Raw genomic sequence first — 17,424 nt, 5'->3', positions numbered from 1 at the left:
GTGGAGGAGTGGAATGCGATTGATCCTGCTGGGCGCCCCGGGCGCTGGAAAGGGAACGCAAGCCAAGCGGATCTCCACCGAGATGGGCATTCCACAGGTCTCGACGGGCGACATCCTGCGCGACCAGATCCGGCGCGGAACCGAGTTGGGCGTGCGCGTGAAGTACTACCTGGACCAGGGCAACTTGGTGCCGGACGACCTGATCCTTGAAATCGTCCAGGATCGCCTGAAGCAGGAGGATTGCCGCGGCGGCTTCATCCTGGATGGCTTTCCGCGAACGGTGGCCCAGGCCGAGGGGCTGGAGGCCATCCTGGAGCGGGACGGCATGGGACTGAGCGCCGTCGTCGCCCTGGAGTCCGATTCCGAAACACTGGTGCGCCGCCTTGGGGCACGCTTCACTTGTCGGGACTGCGGCGCGGATTACAACGCCCAGACGGGGGAGATCCCCTCGCGCTGCACGAAGTGCGGCGGGCCGGTGGGGCCGCGCGACGACGACTCGGCCGAGACGGTCCGGCACCGCCTGCGGATCTTCGAGGAGCAGACGGCGCCCCTCATCCGCTTTTACGAGGAGCGGGGACGCCTGCGCCGGGTGAACGGCATGGCGCCGGTGGAGGATGTCTTCCGCGCCATCCTGTCCATGCTGGGCTAGTCGATGGCGCGTCTTTACAGCAGCCGGGAGTTCGAGGGGATCCGTCGGGCCTGCCGGATCCTTCCCCAGGCCTTCCGCCTGGTGGAAGCCCACATCGGGCCGGGAGTGAGCACGGCCGAGTTGAACCGGATCGTTGACAGCTTCATCCGCTCCCAGGGCGCCAGACCCTCCTTCATCGGCGTGCCGGGTCCGCCCGGAGTGGCGCCCTTTCCGGCCTGCTGCTGCATCTCGATCAATGACGAGGTGGTGCACGGCATACCGGGGGATCGCCTCCTGCAGGAGGGCGACATCGTTAAGATCGATGCCGGCACCTGCCTGGACGGTTGCTACGGGGATTCGGCGCGCAGCTTCCCGGTCGGCCGGGTGAGCGAGGAGCGCCGGCGCTTGATGGTGGCCACGCGCGAGTCCCTCTTCAAGGGCATCGAGGCGGCGCGGGGTGGGAACCGGATCGGCGACATCGGCGCCGCGGTTTCCGCCCATGTGGAGGCACTTGGCTATTCCGTGGTGCGGGACATGGTGGGCCACGGAGTGGGCGGCGCCGTGCACGAGGCACCGGAAGTGCCGAACTACGGCACGGCGGGGCAAGGGCTGCGGCTGCGGGCCGGCATGTGCCTGGCCCTGGAGCCCATGATCAACGCCGGCGAGTGGCGCATCCGGGTGTTGGGCGATGGCTGGACGGTGGCCACGGCCGACGGATCCGACAGCGCCCATTTCGAACATCAGATTCGCGTCACGGACGCGGAGCCGGAGATCCTGACCCTCGACTAGGAGCGGCATGGGAAAGACGGACATCATCAAGATCGACGGAACCGTGTTGGAGACGCTGCCCAACGCCTCCTTCCGGGTCAAGCTGGATAATGGCCACATCGTGTTGGCCCATATCTCGGGGAAGATGCGCATGCACTACATCCGCATCCTGCCCGGGGACAAGGTGACGGTGGAGCTGTCCCCCTATGATCTGACCAGGGGGCGGATCACCTTCAGGCACAAGTAGGCCAAGGCCGACGCGCAGCGCGGCCTTGGCCGCGGCGCTTGCAGCCGACTTCGCGGCTGAAGCGCCTTGCACCGGACAAGCCGCTGCAAGGATGGCGCTTGCAACCGGCTTCGCGGCTGAAGCGCCTTGCACCGGACAAGCCGCTGCAAGACGAGTTGAACAAAACACTGGACGAGGATAGAGGGAGACTCGGCGATGAAAGTCAAAGCGTCGGTCAAGAAAATCTGCGAGAGCTGCAAGATCGTGCGGCGTGCCGGCGTGGTACGCGTCATCTGCAGCAAAACCCGCAAGCACAAGCAGCGTCAGGGCTAGAGCCCAGTCAGAAGGTGGCGGACCGGTAGAGGCCGGAACCGCCCCGCATTCGGGAGGCACCATTGGCACGCATTGCCGGAGTTGATCTGCCCAAGAACAAGCGCGTCGAGATCGGGCTCACCTACATCTTCGGAATCGGCCTGTCCATGGCCCGCTCCATCCTGGAGAAGGCCAATGTCAGTCCGGACACCCGGGTGATGAACCTGGACGAGGAGGAGCTGAGGCGCATCCGCGCGGTGATCCAGAACGACATCAAGGTCGAGGGCGCTCTGCGGACGGAGATCACGATGAACATCAAGCGGCTGATGGATATCGGCTGCTATCGTGGCCTGCGCCATCGCCGCAACCTGCCTGTTCGCGGTCAGAACACGAAGAACAACGCCCGCACGCGCAAGGGACGCAAGAAGTCCAGCGGCGTGGTGAAGAAGGGTTAATCCCAGTCCCCGGAGGATATCTTGGCCAAGACCGTCAAGAAGAAAGTCAAGAAGAAGGAGAAGGTGGACGCGGTGGGGAGCGCCTTCATCAAGGCGAGCTTCAACAACACCATCGTCTCTCTCACGGACAGCTACGGCAACGTGATCTCCTGGTCCTCGGGCGGCGCCCGCGGCCGATTCAAGGGGTCGCGCAAGAGCACGGCCTTCGCCGCCCAGCTGGCGGCCGCCGAGTGCGCCAAGGCCGCCATGGACCTGGGCCTGCGCCGGGTGTCCGTCTTTGTCAAAGGGCCGGGAGCCGGCCGCGAGTCCTCGATCCGCGCCCTGCAGGCCGCCGGCCTGATGGTCACGGCGATCAAGGACACGACGCCGCTGCCGCACAACGGTTGTCGGCCGCGCAAGAAGCGCCGCATCTGATTCCGCCCGGCCGCCCTTGTCGCGTCCGGTGGTCCGCCGGGGAATCTGCCGCCAGGGCACTCCCCCGGTCCCCGTGTCCGGCCTTGGCGGCTGCCCGCGGCAGTGTCGGCAGCCCTCGGAAGCAGCTTCGAACAGGAGACCCGACTGCATGAACGGACTCAATCCCCAGCGCCCGGAAGCCGTCGAGCTGGACCACACCAGCTACAGCCCGTCTTTCGGCCGCTTCTTCCTTCAGCCTCTGGAGCGCGGTTACGGCGTCACCCTGGGCAATTCGCTCAGGCGCATGCTCCTCTCCTCGATTCCGGGTGCGGCCATCACCCACGTGCGGATCGACGGCGTGCTGCAGGAGTTCTCCACCATCCCCGGCGTGACCGAGGACGTGACGGACATCATCCTCAACCTCAAGCAGGTCCAGGTCAAGCTGCTTTCCAAGCGGCCGGAGCGCCTCACCCTGCAGATCAAGGGGCCGGCCACCATCACCGCCGCCGACCTGCAGAAGGCCAGCACCGAGATCGAGGTGATGAACCCCGACCTGCACATCGCCACCGTCAACACGGCCAGCGATCTGCTGATGGAGCTGGAGGTGCGGCGCGGTTTCGGCTATGTGCCGGCCGAGGACAACCAGATGGACGACCAGCCCATCGGCACCATCCCCGTCGATTCGCTCTTCTCGCCGGTGACCAACGTCACCTACCGCGTGGAGAACACCCGGGTGGGCCACAAGACGGACTATGAGAAACTGATCCTCGAGATCACCACCAACGGCACGGTCACTCCCGACGACGCCCTCACCCTGGCGGGGCGCACCCTGATGGAGCACGTGCGGCTCTTCATCGAGTTCGACATGAACCCCTCGGAGTCGCCCGAGGAGGAGATCGACGAAGAGGTCCTCAACATCCGCAAGCTGCTGCTGAAGAACGTCGAGGAGCTGGAGCTGACGGTGCGCGCCTCCAATTGCATCAAGGAGGCCCGCATCAAGACGATCGGCGAGCTGGTGGGCAAGTCGGAAGCCGAGATGCTGAAGTACAAGAACTTCGGCCGCAAGTCCCTCAACGAGCTGACCGCCGTGCTGAAAACGCACGGGCTGGAGTTCGGCATGGACATCTCGCGCTACCTGGGCGACATGGGCAAGAACGATTAAGGCGGGACACCATGAGACACCGGAAATCCCAAGTCAAGCTCAACCGCAGCACCTCCCATCGCCGCGCCCTGCTGGCGAACCTGGCCTGTGGCCTGATTGAGCACAAGCGCATCACGACCACCATCGGCAAGGCGCAGGCGGCGCGCAGCTACACGGAGCGCATGGTCACCTTCGCCAAGAAGGGCACCCTGGCGGCCCGGCGCCACGTGCTGGCCCATCTGGTGCACAAGGACGTGGTCAAGCACCTCTTCGACGAGATCGGCCCGCGCTTCGCGGACCGGCCGGGCGGCTACACGCGCATCATCCGCGTGGGCACCCGCCCCGGCGACCAGGCCGAGATGGCCATCCTCGAGTTCGTCGGCTACGAGGAGCAGCTGGACAAGTAGTCCGGCCGGCATGTCTGACAGGAGCCCATCCGTCGCGAGACGGGTGGGCTTTGCCGTAACGAGCCGCAGCGGCCGGCCGATCATCCGGGGGCGGAGGCTTGGCCCCGGTCGGTCAAGCGCTGGGAGGTTGGCGTGAGCTGGTCGAATCCATGGGACGAGCGCTTCGCGACGGAGGACTACGTCTACGGCACGGCGCCCAACCGCTGGCTGGAGGCCCAGGACGGGCTGCTGCCGCGGATGGGCCGCGCCCTGGCCGTCGCCGACGGGGAGGGCCGCAACGGGGTCTGGCTGGCCGAGCGCGGCCTGAGGGTCACCGCGGTGGACGGCTCGCGGGTGGGGCTGGAGAAGGCCAGGCGCCTGGCCCGCGAACGCGCTTGCGCGGCGCGCTACCAGACGGTCCTGGCGGACTTGATCACCTGGGACTGCCCGGCGCATGCCTACGAGCTGGTTGTCCTGTGCTACCTGCACCTGCCGCCGGCGCCCCGGCGGGAGCTTCACCGCCGTCTGGCCGCCAGCCTGGTCCCCGGTGGCCTCCTGGTGATGGAGGCCTTCACGCCGCGGCAACTGGCCTTCCGCACGGGCGGCCCTTCCCACCCGGACCTGCTCTATGAGCCGGTGGAACTTGGACGGGACTTCGCCGGGCTGGAGATCCTCCACCTGGAAGAGACGGAATTGGAGTTGGAGGAGGGGCTGCTGCACCGCGGGCGCAGCGCCGTGCTTAGACTGCTGGCCCGCAATGCGTCGAACCCGGGCCGGTGATTGCGGGCGAATCGGGTTGCCGCCTTCCTTCGCTCCTTGGCTTTGCGCACGTGGGACCCCTTTCCGGAGACATCCATGGAAGCCGTGCTGATTGGGCTGGTACCGGGCCAGGCCATCCGCCTGGATCCGGACCAGCTTGAGGCCATCCTGGCCGCCGCCTTGATAGAGTCGGAAGCGGACAGCGGCATGACCGGACCCATCCGCGTCCTGGGCCTGCCGGGCTGGCCGGATCGCTGGATCCAGGAGTTCGACACCCGGCGCCGACCGGTGCTGCGCCGCCTGCGGGTGGACGAGGATCCGATGGCCTTCATCGCGGCGCGGCGGGAAGCCTATGAAAGGATGTGGGACGGCTGAGGCTGTTCCATCGACTACCTGGGGTAGCCCCGGCCGGTCGGCCGGAGATGGTGAAGAGGACGAGGCCACGGCCGGAGGATCCCGCCCGGGTCGGGCGTCAGGCGTCGATTCCTACCTTGCCGTTCGTCACACAGCCAGGGCAGGACATGAGCCGGACTCCGCACCCCAACCTCTTCCATGATCCCGAGGAGCGTCGCCGCCTGGCGCCGCTGGCCGAGCGCATGCGCGCCCGCCGCCTGGACGAGGTGGTGGGCCAGCCCGAGCTGACCGGCCCGGACAGCCCGCTCCGCCGCATGCTGGAGACGGGCCGCCTCGAGTCGGTCCTGTTCTGGGGGCCGCCCGGCTGCGGCAAGACGACCCTGGCCCGCCTCATCATGGACGAGAGCGGGGCCGAGACCCACTCCCTCAACGCCGTCACCAGCGGCGTGGGGGAGCTGCGCAAGGTCTTCGAGGCGGCGGAGGCGGCGCTCAATCTGCACGGGCGGCGCAGCCTGCTCTTCATCGACGAGATCCATCGCTACAACAAGGCCCAGCAGGACGCCCTCCTCAAGACCGTCGAGGACGGCACCCTGACGCTGCTGGCGGCGACGACCGAGAATCCCGGCTTCGAGATCATCCCCGCCCTCCTCTCGCGCTGCCATCTGCTGACCCTGCGCCCGCTGGACGACGTGGCCCTGCTGGAGCTGGCCGGGCGCGCCCTGGAGCGCGACGAGTGGCTGGCCAGCCTCAAGGCGGAGCTGGAAGAGGCGGCGCGGGCGCGGCTCTGCCTGCTGGCGGGCGGCGATGCCCGGCGCCTGCTGCAACTGCTGGAGATGGCGGCGACGGTGGCGCGGCCCGACGCGGAGGGTCGGCGCCGCATCGGCCTGGCCGAGCTGCAGGCGACGGGCCAGGGCCACCGCCTGCCCTTCGACAAGGGCGGAGACCAGCACTACGACCAGATCAGCGCCCTGATCAAGAGTGTGCGCGGCAGCGACGCCGACGCCGCCATCTACTGGCTGGCGCGCCTGCTGGAGAGCGGCGAGGAGCCGCGCTTCATCGCCCGGCGCCTGCTCATCCTGGCCAGCGAGGACATCGGCAACGCCGCGCCCAACGGGCTGGTGCTGGCCAACGCCTGCTTCGAGGCCGTCCACAAGCTGGGACTGCCCGAGGCCATGTATCCGCTGGCCCAGTGCGCGGCCTTCCTCGCGGCGCAGCCCAAGTCCAACGCCTGCGCCGCTGCCATCCTCGAGGCGCGCCGGGTGGTGCGCGCCCGGGGCGCCGACCCCGTCCCCGTCCACTTGCGCAACGCCCCGACCCGCCTGGCCAGGGAGCTGGGCCACGGCGCGGATTACCAATACCCGCCCGACCACGAGGGCAGTTTCGCGCGCCAGGCCTACCTGCCGGAGGGACTGGAGGACCTGCGCCTCTACCGTCCCAGCCGCCGGGGCCTGGAGGGGAAGCTGCGGGACTACCTGGCCTCTTGCTGGCCCGAGCGCTTCGCGTCGGGTTCGCTTGAACACTCCGCCGCGGAGGGCGAGTGACCTTCGCCATCCACGTGGTCGGGCGCAGCCGGGAAGCCTGGCTGCAGGAGGCGGAGTCCGAGTACCGCAAGCGCCTATGCGCCTGGGCCAACGTGGAGCTGGTGGTGCACAAGGCGGAGACCCTGGGTCCCGGGCTGCCGCCGGAGGCCGCCCGCCGGGCGGAGGCCGCCCGTCTGCTGGAAGGGTTGGACGCGCGGGAGGAGCTGGTGGCCCTGGACGAGGGCGGCCGCACCTTCAACAGCCCGGAGCTGGCCGCCTGGCTGGAGGGCCGGCTGGGGTCGGGGGTCAGTCGCTTCCGCTTCGTGGTGGGTGGGGCGGAGGGCCTCGACCCGGAGCTGCGTCGACGGGCCGGGCTGGTGCTCAGCCTCTCGCGCCTCACCTTCACCCACCAGATGGTGCGCCTGGTGCTCCTGGAGCAGCTCTACCGGGCGCTGATGATCCGCGAGGGCCGCCCCTACCACCGGGGCTGATGTTCGACCACACCGGAGGAATGAGAAGGAATGACTCCCGCCGAGCGTCTGGCCGCCCACGTCACACATCTGGACCGGCCTGTCTCCGCCGTGCACGGCCTGCCGCCGGAGGTGGTGGCCGTGCTCTTCGCCCAGGTCAGCCGCAGCCCGGCGGGTTTCCGCGAGAACCTGCTCAAGCTGATGGAGGAGGACAGGTTGCCCCTTGCCTCCACCAGGCACGGCTTCGACCAGGCCCGCGCCGCGGCCTTCCACGAGAAATGGGTGCTGGGCTACGGCCATGCCAGCGTGGCCGAGCACGCCGTGCTGCATGTCGCGGTGGAGGATTGCTCCATCCTGGCCGCCAAGGCTCTCGAGGAGGCGCGCCTGGCCAGTTTCACCGAGAAGAGTTCCCGTTACCAGGTCTTCGACGAGGGGCGCTTCCACGTGCCGGAGGAGTGGCGGGGCCGCTGCTGGGAGAGCGCGGCCCTTGCCCTCGTGGGCGAACTCTACGCCGCCTACACCCGCGTCCTCCAGTGGGCGCGCGCCCGTCTCGAGGCGGGACCCCGCGCCGCCGGCTTGTCCGACCGGGCCTGGCGCCAGGCCGTGCACGCCTCCGCCTGCGACACGGCCCGCTACCTGCTGCCGGCCGGGGCGAAGACCAGCCTGGGCATGACGCTCAACGCGCGCGTCGCGGCCCATCTCATCCGCCGGCTGCGCGCCCATCCCCTGGCCGAGCTGCGCCAGCTGGGCGACCGCCTGGAGGAGGAGGGCTGCCGCATCACGCCCGTCCTCCTGCGCCATTCCCGCCCCTCGGACCACCAGCGGGGCCTCGCCGCCACCTTGGCGGAGGTCCTCCCACCAGCCGGCGGCACGGGCGGCGCGGACTGGCCCCGCGTCCGTCTGGTGGACTGGGACGCCGATGCCGAGCTGCGCATCCTGGCCGACTGGATCCTCCAGTCGCGGCCGGTGGACCTGGCGGAGGCCCGCCGGGTGGCGGCGGGCCTGGATGCGGAGACGCGGCGCCGCATCTTCGATCGGATCCTGGGCGGGCGCGGCCCTCATGATCAGGCGCCCCGTGCCCTGGAACAGGCCACCGTGACCGTGGAATTCTGCCTGGACTATGGCGCCTTCCGCGACCTGCAGCGCCACCGCATGCTCAGCCCCACGCTGACACCCCTGGGATGCCGCTGGGGCTGGGAACTGCCCGACGAACTGCAGGGCTGCCCCTGGCAGGGGGAGGTGGAGGACCTGCTCGCCCGCGTGCGCAGCCTGTGGGAGACCATGGCCCGCGAGGAGGGCGAGGCGGCCGCCTACCTGGTGCCCCTGGCCTTCCGCCACCGCTTTGTGTTGAAGATGAACCTGAGGGAATGCGACCACCTCATCCGCCTGCGCAGCACGCCGGCGGGGCACGCCTCCTACCGGCGGGCGGCCTGGCAGCTGTTGGCGGAACTGCGGCGCGCGCTGCCCGGGCTGGCCGGGCATCTGCAGGAACCGGGACGCAGCGATGAGGAGGATGGCGCGCCGGCGCGCCAGGCCGAGCTGCTCCGCCAGGAGGGGGCGCGGGAGAGGGCGGCCGGCACTTCCCCGGACGGCTGACATTTGCAATCATTGTGCCGGTCCAAGGCAGCAATGGGGGCGCCGTGAGCAGACTGGAAACGAAGTTGTTCGTCGGCCTGGAAATCACACCGAAATTGCAGGAGAATCTGGACTCCTGCAAAAAGGCCATGGAACTCTACTTCCGCTTGGACAATCCGGACTACCTGCTGGTGCGCCGCATCGGGGAGAAGGACTGCATCGGGCGCATCGTGCCCCTGCCTTTTCCCTGCCAGGACCTGGACAATGTCCAGCGCAATGTGGTCAGCCTCATCAAGCTGATCGCACCCAACTTCAGGCTTCACCCCGACAGCGTGCAGCTGTTTGCCTATCAAGAGTTTCAATCCGAAATCAGGATGTAGTCGCCCCGCCGCTCCACCCGGCCCAGTTCCACCAGGGCGGCCAGGATCTCCTCCCAGTCCGCGTAATGGGGTGACCAAAGGGCGGCCACTTCCTCCACGGGCAACAAACGATCCCTCTCCAGCAGCGAGTGGAACCAGTCCAGCACCACCTGGCGACGACGCGGATGGGATGGCAGGCCACGCTGGGAGTGCTCCAGAAAGGATCTGAGTGCCGCCTCCCGGTAGGCTTCCTGGTTCCAGGCTGGTTGGCTGCGGCGTTGCCGCAAGAGGTTCAACCACTGGACCAGCTCCCCCGGTCCGGTGGGCACCAGGTAGAAGTCGTGGTGGCGGCCTTCCTTGCGCATGCCGGCCAGACCGGCCTCGCGCAGGATGGCCAGGTGGTGGGAGACGGTGGGCGCGCTGAGCCCGCATTCCTCCGCCAGGTCGGCCACGCCACGATCCCGCACCGCCAGCAGTTCCAGGATCCGCCGCCGGCGGGGATCGGCCAAGGCGCGCAGTTTCAGGTCGAAGGGATCGGCCATGGTGCTTCCCAAGCTGTCCTTGTCCACCTTTGCCGCCAAGGTGCAGATTCGGGGGCGGATCCCCCACCTTGCGCGGTGGCTTCGTCAAACCTGGCGCGAAGCGGGATCAAACTGAACTGAACCAAGCCATAAGTCCTCATTGTACAAATCACAATAGTCCGAACTTTGTTGAGCGTCGCCCGCCCGCACCAGTGGGGGAAGGGAGACTCACTACCTCCCACAAAAAACCACGCTGGCCCCATGAGCAGGAGTCAAATTATAGTGTTGATATGCAATGAGAATGCTGATTGACAGTTGATTGATGTGCGAAATGTGGCCGAAAACGCTTGACTTCATGTCAGTGAACGCGTACTTTTCGGGCGAATTGTGGTAATTCGTGGGCATCGAGGGTCGCCATGCCGTACTTCATGGGAGAATACTCCTACGCCATGGATGAGAAGGGGAGGGTGAAGATTCCTTCCGCCTTCAAGGCCGACCTTGCCCCCGGCGACGACGCCCTGGTCTATCTGGTGCGGGACCGGGACGAGTGCGTGGCTGTCTACACCCCCGCCGAGTACCAGAAACTCCAGGATCGCCTGACCAGCCTGGACCGCTCCGTGCCCGCCAACCGCATCCTCATCCGGCGCCAGATCTCCTGCGCCTTCCCTTGTCCGGTGGATGCCCAGGGTCGGATCAAGGTCCCCGCCGAGCTGATCAAGCTGGCCCGGCTGGAGAAGGGCGGCGACGTGAAACTGGCCGGCTTCATCGATTACGTGCAGATCTGGAATCCGGACGAATACCAGAAGTCCATGCACCTGCAGGACGGGGAGTAGCGTCGAGGTGGGCATGCACATCGTGCAGCGCAGCCAGGGAGACCTGGACCTCTTCCGCCTCAAGGGCGAGCTGGACGCCGGCTCGGTGGAACAGCTGGCCTTCATCCTGGGCGCCATGCCGGGCGGACGCCGCATCCAGTTCGACTTCCGCCAGGTGAGGAACGCCGCCGGTCCCGAGGCCACCAGCTGGCTCAAGACCGTGCTGGCCCGTCGTCCCGCGGGGCGGGGCCTCCTCTTCTCGGGCATTCCGCAGCCGGCGGCCCGGCGGCACGCGCGCGCAGGCCTGCCGCCCGCCATCTTCGTCTGACCGATGTATCACGAACCCGTCCTGGCAAGGGAAGTGATGGAACGACTGGTCACTTCCCCGGGCGGACTCTACCTGGACTGCACCATGGGCGGGGGCGGACACAGCCGCGCCATCCTGGACCGCCTGGACGAATCGGGTCGGCTGCTGGCCTTGGATTGGGACGAGGACGCGCACGCGCACGTGCGGGCGCAGGCTGGTGCGGAAAGCAATCAGATGGGGGAACACCAGGTGCTCGGGCGGGACTCACGCGTCACCCTGCTGCGCCACAGCTTCGGCGAGCTGGACCGCCTGCCGGCCCCCTGGCAGGACCTCCGCTTCACGGGCATCCTGATGGACCTGGGTCTCTCCTCCCACCAGATCGACACTCCCGCCCGCGGCTTCTCCTACCGCTTTGACGGACCCCTCGACATGCGCATGGACCGCCGCCGGCCGCGGGACGCCGGCCACCTGCTCGACGTAGTGGACGAGGCGGCCCTGGGCCGCCTCCTGCGGGATCTGGGCGAGGTGAGGGAGTGGCGCCGGCTGGCCCCCCTCATGCTGGCGGCGCGCCGGCAGGGCGGCCTGGCGAGCACCGGCCAATTGCGGGATCTGGTCGAGGGGAAACTGGGCCGGCGTGGCAGCTACGACCTGCTCAGCCGCATCTTCCAGGCCCTGCGCATGGCCGTCAACGACGAGCACGAGGCCCTGGAGCAGGGGCTGGACGAGGCCTTCCGGCGCCTGGCGGCCGGCGGCCGGCTGGCCGTCATCACCTACCACAGCCTGGAGGACCGCCTCGTCAAGACCCGCTTCCGTCGCTGGTCCGGCGAGGCCGAGCGGCCGGGCAGCCGCCACCTGCCGGTGGCCCTGCCGCCGCGGCTGGGCCGCCTGCTTGAGCGGCGCGGCGTCGTGCCCGGCCCCGACGAGGCGGCGCGCAACCCCCGCAGCCGCTCGGCGCGTCTGCGGGTCATCGAGCGGATGGAGGCCTGAGATGGCACGCCCCGTCCCGCCCCTTGTCATCCGCGAGCAGTTCGGCTTCTTCTGGCGCCTTCTGCCCCTGCTGGCGGTGGTGGTCACCGCCCTCCTCTTCCGCGTCTGGAAGGTGCTCGAGACCGATGGCTTGCGCACCCAGGTCTTCCGCACGACCCGCGCCTGCTCCTCGCTGGAGGGGGAGTTGCAGATCGAACAGGGCTTCTACCTGTCGCACACCGCCTTTGGCCGGATCGAGCGGGCCGGCCGCGCCCTGGGCCTCGTCTGGCCGGAGCAAAGCCCCCATCTCATCGTGGTCGATCCCGGGTTGGCCCGCCACGACCTGAGCCTGGAGACGCCGCTGCGCCGCCAGGGGGCGCGGCGATGAGGCGCGTCTCGCTGGAAGGCTCGCCGCTGCGCCACAGCGGCCGCGTCACCGTCCTGCGCGTGGCCGGACTGCTGGCGCTGGTCGCCGTGCTGCTCAAGCTGGGGGCCGTCCAGGTCCTCTGGGGCGACCTGCTGGTTGAGCGGGCCGAACGGCAGCTCTACACCACCGTCACCCTGCGCGCCCCCCGGGGCAACATCTTCGACGCCCGCGGCAGCCTGCTGGCCGTCGAACTGAACCAGGTCTTCCGCCTGGCCTGCAATCCCCTTCAGATCCGCAACGAGGTGCTGGGCCACAAGGATCCGGAGCGTTTCACGAGGTTGGTGGAGCTGGTGGCCCCCATCACCGGACAGAGCCGCCAGGCCTTCGAGGCGGAGCTGCGGCGGGAGATGAAGCGCGAAAAGACCCGCCGCTACCTGGTCCTGGCCCGGGACATCACCGAGGTGCACGCCCGCCAGGTGCGCGAGGCGCGCATGCCCGGCGTCTGGCTGGAACAGACGGGCAACCGCATCTACCCCCAGGGCCAGGTGGCCGGCAACCTGCTGGGCTGCCTCAACGCCGAGGACCAGCCCATCGGGGGGATCGAATCCGCCTATGACAGCCTGCTGCGCGGCGTGGATGGCAAGGAGTACCATCTGCGCGACGCCAAGGGCTGGGGCCACGCCTTCAGCGAGCGGCCCCGCCAGGAGGCCCGCCCCGGCATGAACCTGGAGCTGGGGCTGGACCTGCGCCTGCAGACCATCGCCGAGGAGGAGCTGGAGGCGGCCGTGCTGGCCCACCACGCCCTGGCCGGCCAGGTCGTGCTGTTGGATCCGCGCAGCGGACAGATCAGCGCGCTGGCCAGCTGGCCGCAGCTCAACCCCAACGATCTGCGCCTCTTCACCCCGGAGGCGGCCCGCCTGCGTGTGGTGACGGACCAGTACGAGCCGGGCTCGACCTACAAGCTGGTCTCCTTCGCCGCCGCCATCGAGGCCGGCGCCATCCCCGACCTGGACGAGGTGGTGCCCTGCCACAACGGCGCCTACCGCGTCAAGAACGCCATCATCCACGACTCCAACAAGGGCGGCTACCCCAGCCTCAAGGTGCGCGAGGTCTTCTCCAAGTCCTCCAACATCGGCACGGTGGTGATCAGCCAGCGTCTGGCCCATCGCGACCTCTATGTCATGTCCCGCAACTTCGGCTTCGGCCAGTCCCTGGGCGTGGACCTGCCCGGGGAGGTGGGTGGCCAGCTGCCCCGCGTGGGACGCTGGGGTCCGGTGGAGTTCGCCAACATCTCCATGGGGCAGGGCGTGGCCGTCACCGCCCTCCAGATGGCCTGCGCCTTCGCCTGCATCGCCAACGACGGCGTGCTGGTGCGGCCGCATGTCCTGATCCAGGCGACGGGGGACGGCCGCCAGTACCAGCGCGAAGCCCTCGTCATCCGTCGGGTCATCGCGTCGGAGACGGCCTCCATCCTGTACGACCTCATGCGCGAAGTGGTGGAGAAGGGGACCGGCAAGCAGGCCGCCGTGCCCGGCGTCGTTGTCTGCGGCAAGACCGGCACGGCCCAGAAGGTCAACCCCGGGGGCGGCTACTCCCAGAGCGACTACTTCGCCAGCTTCATTGGCTTCGCCGAGCTGCCCACTGGTCCGCTGGCCGGCATCGTGCTGGTGGACAATCCCCGCGGCCAGATCTACGGCGGCGTGGTGGCGGCCCCCGCCTTCCGCCGCATCGTCGAGCGCGCCTTGCTGCTGGACCAGGATGGCCAGCGCAGCCTCTCGCCGCTCCTGTGGGTGGAGCGGGAGCAGCCCGCCCTCCGCCGGACGGCCGCCGTCCAACCCGTCGGCGGGCCGCCCGATCTGGCCGGACAGAGTCTGCGCGCCGCCCTGGGGCGGCTCAGTCCCTATGGCCGGGACTTGCGCGTGGCTGGCAGCGGCCTGACCGTGTTGAATCAAAGCCCTCCGCCCGGCGAGATGGCCGCCGCAAGCGAGTGGGTCCTATACTGCGAGTAGCCGTGAGACCGACGCTGAGCGAGATCGCCGCCCGCCTGGGCCATTCCCGCCGCCTGACGGAGACGCCGGGCTGGCAGGCACGGGTGGACTCCCGGGAGATCAAGGCGGGCGACTTGTTCATCGCCCTGCCTGGGCAGCGTCAAGACGGCCACGCCTACATCGGGGACGCGCTGACGGCAGGCGCCGCCGCCGTACTGGCGGAGGAGGCCCGGCTGGGCGCCGCCCACCGGGATGATCCCCGCCTGCTGGCCGTGCCCGACCCGCACGCGGCCCTGCTCGATCTGGGCGCCCTGGCCCGCGACCGGCATGAGGGGTCGGTGCTGGCGATCACCGGCTCCAACGGGAAGACCACGACCAAGGAGCTGCTCCTCGCCATGCTGGGAGGCCGCTGGCGGGCGGCGGGCAGCCAGGGCAACCAGAACAGCACGGTGGGGGCGCCCCTCTCGCTCCTCAACGCGCTGGACGGGCACGAGCTGTACGTGCTCGAGGCCGGCATGTCGCTGCCGGGCGAGATCGCCCGCATCTGCGCCATGGCGCGGCCCACCCATGGTTTGATCACCAACATCCAGCCGGCCCACCTGGAAGGGACGGGCGGGCTGGAAGCGGTGGCGCGGGAGAAGGGCCGGCTCTTCCAGTGGCTGGCGGAGCACGACGGCACGGGCATCGTCAACGAGGACGATCCCCTGGTCGCCGCGCAGGCAAGGATCTTGAGGCGTCGCGGCAGTTATTCGCTCCGGAACCGCAGTGCCGGGGCGGGGATCGTCATGGAATCGGTGGGCGTGGATGAACAGGCGCGCCACCTCTTCCGCCTGTCCGGGCACGAGCTCCGGCTTCCCGTGCCCGGGCAGGCCTTCCTCGCCTGCGTCGCCGCCGCCACGGCCGCCGCCCTGGAGCTGGGCCTGGATGTGCCGACCCTGCTGGCGGGGATCGCCGCCTTCCGCGGCTCCGCCGGCCGCATGCAACTGCGGCGCGGGGGCGGCTGGACCCTCCTGGACGACAGCTACAACGCCAATCCGGCCTCGCTGGAGGCGGCCCTCCGCACCCTGGCCGCCATGGGCGGGGATCGGCGCGTGGCCGTGCTGGGCGAGATGGGCGAGCTGGGCGGCGAGGCGGAGCGGCTCCACCGGAAGTGCGGCCGATTGGCCGCTTCGCTGGGCCTGGACCTGATCCTGCTCGTCGGCGCGGATGCGGCCCGCGCCGCCTATGCCAGCGGTCTGCGGGAGGGCGGCCATCCGCCCGACGGCCAGGCCGCCACCCCCGCGGGACTGGCCGCGCTCTTCACGCCCCGCCCCGGCGACCTGGTGCTGCTCAAGGCGAGCCGCCGGACGGGCCTGGACGCCCTGGCCCGGGAGTGGATTCCATGATGCGCAGCCGCCACAGCGCCGGCGGATCCGCCGGCCTGCCCCTGGGCATCGCCCCACGCGTGGCGACCATCGACCGCATCCTGGCCTTCGTCATCCTGCTCATCCTCTCCATTGGATCGCTCGCGGTCTACTCCGCCTCCAGCCACTTCGGCGTGGCCGAGGGCTCGGCAGGACTTTACTTCGTGCGGCATCTGGAGAAGATCCTCATCGGTCTCATCCTCTTCTTCGTCATGATGAAGGTGGACTACCGCCACTGGCGCCCGCTGGCCCCCTGGATCGGCGCGATCAGCCTCCTGCTCCTCGCCGTCACCCTCTTCATGCCGCCCATCAACGGGGCAAGGCGCTGGATCCTGCTTGGCGGCCGCGCTTTCCAGCCGGTCGACGTGGCCAAGTTCGGCCTCGTCCTCATGCTGGCCTCCTCCCTGGCCCGCGTGCGGGACTTCCGGCGGGACTGGCGCCTGCTCCTGAGCGGTTCAGCCATGATGCTGGCCGGCATGTTCATCCTCGTCCTGCAGCCCAACTTCTCCATGGTCCTGGCCCTCTTCGGCGTGACCATGATCATGGTCTTCCTGGCCGGCCTGCCTCTCACCTGGCTGCTGGGCGGCGGCACCCTGGCCGCCCTGGGCGCCACCGTGGTGCTGGCCGCCGAGGAGTACCGGCGCGCCCGCATTCTCAGCTGGGTGGCCAGCCTGTGGAGCCCGGACGTGGCCGACATGCAGCAGGCCCAGTCGCTCATCGCCTTTGCCCGCGGCGGCCTGACGGGCGTGGGGGGCGGCAACAGCATGCAGAAGCTCTTCTACCTGCCCGAGCCCTTCAACGATTTCATCTTCGCCATCTTCGGCGAGGAGTACGGCCTGGCCGGCTGCCTGCTCCTGGTCGTGCTCTACGCCATCGTCTTCTCCCGCGGCCTGCACATCGTGCGCCGCTCCCAGGACGACTTCGCCCGCATGCTGGCCGCCGGCATCACCGGCATCTTCTTCGTCCACTCGATCATCAACCTCTTCGTCGCCACCGGCCTCTTCCCGGTCACTGGCCAGCCGCTCCCGCTCTTCAGCTACGGGGGCACCTCGATGATCACCATGCTGGCCGCCCTGGGCGTGCTGATGAACCTCTCCTACCACGCCCGCAATGTCCAGCTCATGGCGCCGGGATCATGAGCACGGCTGCCGCCATCGGGCGCCTGCGGGACGCCTTCCCCGACCGCTGCGAGGCGCAGGTGCCCCTCGCCGACCTCTGCTCCTGGCGCATCGGCGGTCCGGTCGACCTTCTTTTCCGTCCGGAATCGGAGGAGGAGCTGGCGGCGGCGCTCGGGCTGCTGGCAGGCGAGGGGGCGGACTGGTGGCTGATGGGGGCCGGTTCCAACCTCCTCTTTCCCGACGAGGGGCTGCGCGGCGTCGTCATCCGGCTGGGACAGGGACTGGCCCACTGCCACATCAGCGCTTCGATGCTGGAAGCGGGCGCCGCCCTGGCGGCGGCCGCCCTGGCGCGCCAGGCGGCGGCGGCCGGGCTGGCCGGCTTGGAGTTCGCGGGCGGTATTCCGGGCACGGTGGGCGGCCTCGTGCGCATGAACGCCGGTGCCTTTGGCCAGGAGGTGGCCCAAGTGCTGACCCGGGTCCGCCTGATGGCGCGCGACGGCGGACGGCGCTGGGCCGTGGCGGATGAACTGGCCCTGGGTTACCGCAGCGCGCCGGGTTTGGGTGACCGCATTGTCCTGGCCGCCGAGTTCTGCCTG

The 17,424-nt window shown here is 69.2% G+C and carries 23 protein-coding genes; 22 read left to right on the top strand and 1 reads right to left on the bottom strand.

What is annotated here, in order from left to right; genetic code table 11:
• Window positions 1–13: 13 nt before the first annotated feature.
• From Q8O14_11975 to Q8O14_11910, 14 genes are all read left to right on the top strand, one after another.
• Complete coding sequence (locus Q8O14_11975; protein ID MDP2361445.1) at window positions 14–649, top strand: adenylate kinase; 636 nt, start codon at window positions 14–16, stop codon at window positions 647–649.
• Between the two features lie 3 nt (window positions 650–652).
• Window positions 653–1,417, top strand: a complete 765-nt coding sequence (gene map, locus Q8O14_11970; GenBank protein MDP2361444.1) for a type I methionyl aminopeptidase — start codon at window positions 653–655, stop codon at window positions 1,415–1,417.
• 7 nt (window positions 1,418–1,424) lie between these two features.
• Entirely contained in the window at window positions 1,425–1,643 is a 219-nt protein-coding gene (infA, locus tag Q8O14_11965; GenBank protein ID MDP2361443.1) for a translation initiation factor IF-1, read from the top strand.
• A gap of 195 nt (window positions 1,644–1,838) precedes the next feature.
• Complete coding sequence (gene rpmJ / locus Q8O14_11960; protein ID MDP2361442.1) at window positions 1,839–1,955, top strand: 50S ribosomal protein L36; 117 nt, start codon at window positions 1,839–1,841, stop codon at window positions 1,953–1,955.
• A 62-nt stretch (window positions 1,956–2,017) separates the two neighbouring features.
• The gene (gene rpsM / locus Q8O14_11955; GenBank protein ID MDP2361441.1) at window positions 2,018–2,389 is read left to right on the top strand and encodes a 30S ribosomal protein S13; all 372 of its coding nucleotides are present in this window, start codon (window positions 2,018–2,020) and stop codon (window positions 2,387–2,389) included.
• A 21-nt stretch (window positions 2,390–2,410) separates the two neighbouring features.
• A complete protein-coding gene (gene rpsK / locus Q8O14_11950) occupies window positions 2,411–2,803 on the top strand; it encodes a 30S ribosomal protein S11 (GenBank protein MDP2361440.1) in 393 nt (130 codons plus the stop codon).
• A 148-nt stretch (window positions 2,804–2,951) separates the two neighbouring features.
• A complete protein-coding gene (locus Q8O14_11945; protein ID MDP2361439.1) occupies window positions 2,952–3,944 on the top strand; it encodes a DNA-directed RNA polymerase subunit alpha in 993 nt (330 codons plus the stop codon).
• 11 nt (window positions 3,945–3,955) lie between these two features.
• Window positions 3,956–4,330 carry a 50S ribosomal protein L17 gene (gene rplQ, locus Q8O14_11940; GenBank protein MDP2361438.1) on the top strand — a complete coding sequence of 125 codons (375 nt, stop codon included), beginning with the start codon at window positions 3,956–3,958 and terminating at the stop codon, window positions 4,328–4,330.
• Window positions 4,331–4,462: 132 nt separating this feature from the next.
• Window positions 4,463–5,089, top strand: a complete 627-nt coding sequence (locus tag Q8O14_11935) for a methyltransferase domain-containing protein (protein ID MDP2361437.1) — start codon at window positions 4,463–4,465, stop codon at window positions 5,087–5,089.
• 75 nt (window positions 5,090–5,164) lie between these two features.
• Window positions 5,165–5,443 carry a hypothetical protein gene (locus Q8O14_11930; GenBank protein ID MDP2361436.1) on the top strand — a complete coding sequence of 93 codons (279 nt, stop codon included), beginning with the start codon at window positions 5,165–5,167 and terminating at the stop codon, window positions 5,441–5,443.
• Between the two features lie 146 nt (window positions 5,444–5,589).
• Window positions 5,590–6,963: a replication-associated recombination protein A gene (locus tag Q8O14_11925; GenBank protein MDP2361435.1), complete on the top strand. Its 1,374-nt coding sequence runs from the start codon at window positions 5,590–5,592 to the stop codon at window positions 6,961–6,963.
• Complete coding sequence (locus Q8O14_11920) at window positions 6,960–7,433, top strand: 23S rRNA (pseudouridine(1915)-N(3))-methyltransferase RlmH (GenBank protein MDP2361434.1); 474 nt, start codon at window positions 6,960–6,962, stop codon at window positions 7,431–7,433. Before Q8O14_11925 ends, Q8O14_11920 begins: the two co-directional genes overlap by 4 nt.
• A gap of 30 nt (window positions 7,434–7,463) precedes the next feature.
• Window positions 7,464–9,008 (top strand): FAD-dependent thymidylate synthase, encoded by a 1,545-nt coding sequence (locus tag Q8O14_11915; GenBank protein ID MDP2361433.1) that lies wholly within the window; start codon window positions 7,464–7,466, stop codon window positions 9,006–9,008.
• Window positions 9,009–9,052: 44 nt separating this feature from the next.
• On the top strand, window positions 9,053–9,367 hold the full coding sequence (locus Q8O14_11910) for a hypothetical protein (GenBank protein MDP2361432.1): 315 nt from the start codon (window positions 9,053–9,055) through the stop codon (window positions 9,365–9,367).
• On the opposite strand, the gene Q8O14_11905 is transcribed toward Q8O14_11910, so the two are convergent.
• Window positions 9,346–9,888, bottom strand: coding sequence for a metalloregulator ArsR/SmtB family transcription factor (locus Q8O14_11905; protein MDP2361431.1), 543 nt, complete (start codon window positions 9,886–9,888; stop codon window positions 9,346–9,348). The genes Q8O14_11910 and Q8O14_11905 overlap by 22 nt on opposite strands.
• Window positions 9,889–10,283: 395 nt before the next feature.
• On the opposite strand from Q8O14_11905, the gene Q8O14_11900 reads away from it, so the two are divergent.
• From Q8O14_11900 to Q8O14_11865, 8 genes are all read left to right on the top strand, one after another.
• Window positions 10,284–10,700 carry a hypothetical protein gene (locus tag Q8O14_11900; GenBank protein ID MDP2361430.1) on the top strand — a complete coding sequence of 139 codons (417 nt, stop codon included), beginning with the start codon at window positions 10,284–10,286 and terminating at the stop codon, window positions 10,698–10,700.
• Between the two features lie 13 nt (window positions 10,701–10,713).
• Window positions 10,714–11,007, top strand: coding sequence for a hypothetical protein (locus Q8O14_11895; GenBank protein ID MDP2361429.1), 294 nt, complete (start codon window positions 10,714–10,716; stop codon window positions 11,005–11,007).
• Window positions 11,008–11,010: 3 nt separating this feature from the next.
• Complete coding sequence (rsmH, locus tag Q8O14_11890) at window positions 11,011–11,973, top strand: 16S rRNA (cytosine(1402)-N(4))-methyltransferase RsmH (GenBank protein MDP2361428.1); 963 nt, start codon at window positions 11,011–11,013, stop codon at window positions 11,971–11,973.
• A gap of 1 nt (window position 11,974) precedes the next feature.
• Complete coding sequence (locus Q8O14_11885) at window positions 11,975–12,340, top strand: hypothetical protein (GenBank protein ID MDP2361427.1); 366 nt, start codon at window positions 11,975–11,977, stop codon at window positions 12,338–12,340.
• Window positions 12,337–14,328 (top strand): penicillin-binding transpeptidase domain-containing protein, encoded by a 1,992-nt coding sequence (locus tag Q8O14_11880; GenBank protein ID MDP2361426.1) that lies wholly within the window; start codon window positions 12,337–12,339, stop codon window positions 14,326–14,328. Before Q8O14_11885 ends, Q8O14_11880 begins: the two co-directional genes overlap by 4 nt.
• Window positions 14,329–14,330: 2 nt before the next feature.
• Complete coding sequence (gene murF / locus Q8O14_11875) at window positions 14,331–15,692, top strand: UDP-N-acetylmuramoyl-tripeptide--D-alanyl-D-alanine ligase (protein MDP2361425.1); 1,362 nt, start codon at window positions 14,331–14,333, stop codon at window positions 15,690–15,692.
• On the top strand, window positions 15,689–16,849 hold the full coding sequence (locus Q8O14_11870; GenBank protein MDP2361424.1) for a putative peptidoglycan glycosyltransferase FtsW: 1,161 nt from the start codon (window positions 15,689–15,691) through the stop codon (window positions 16,847–16,849). The genes murF and Q8O14_11870 overlap by 4 nt, the downstream gene beginning before the upstream one ends.
• The coding region (locus Q8O14_11865; protein MDP2361423.1) for an FAD-binding protein at window positions 16,846–17,424 on the top strand (579 nt) is incomplete at its 3' end. The genes Q8O14_11870 and Q8O14_11865, both read left to right, overlap by 4 nt.

Source organism: bacterium (assembly GCA_030685015.1).
Classification (GTDB): Bacteria; CAIWAD01; CAIWAD01; order CAIWAD01; family CAIWAD01; genus CAIWAD01.
Note: the sequence above shows the minus strand (reverse complement) of the source record. Positions and strands in the feature narration are given on the sequence as shown.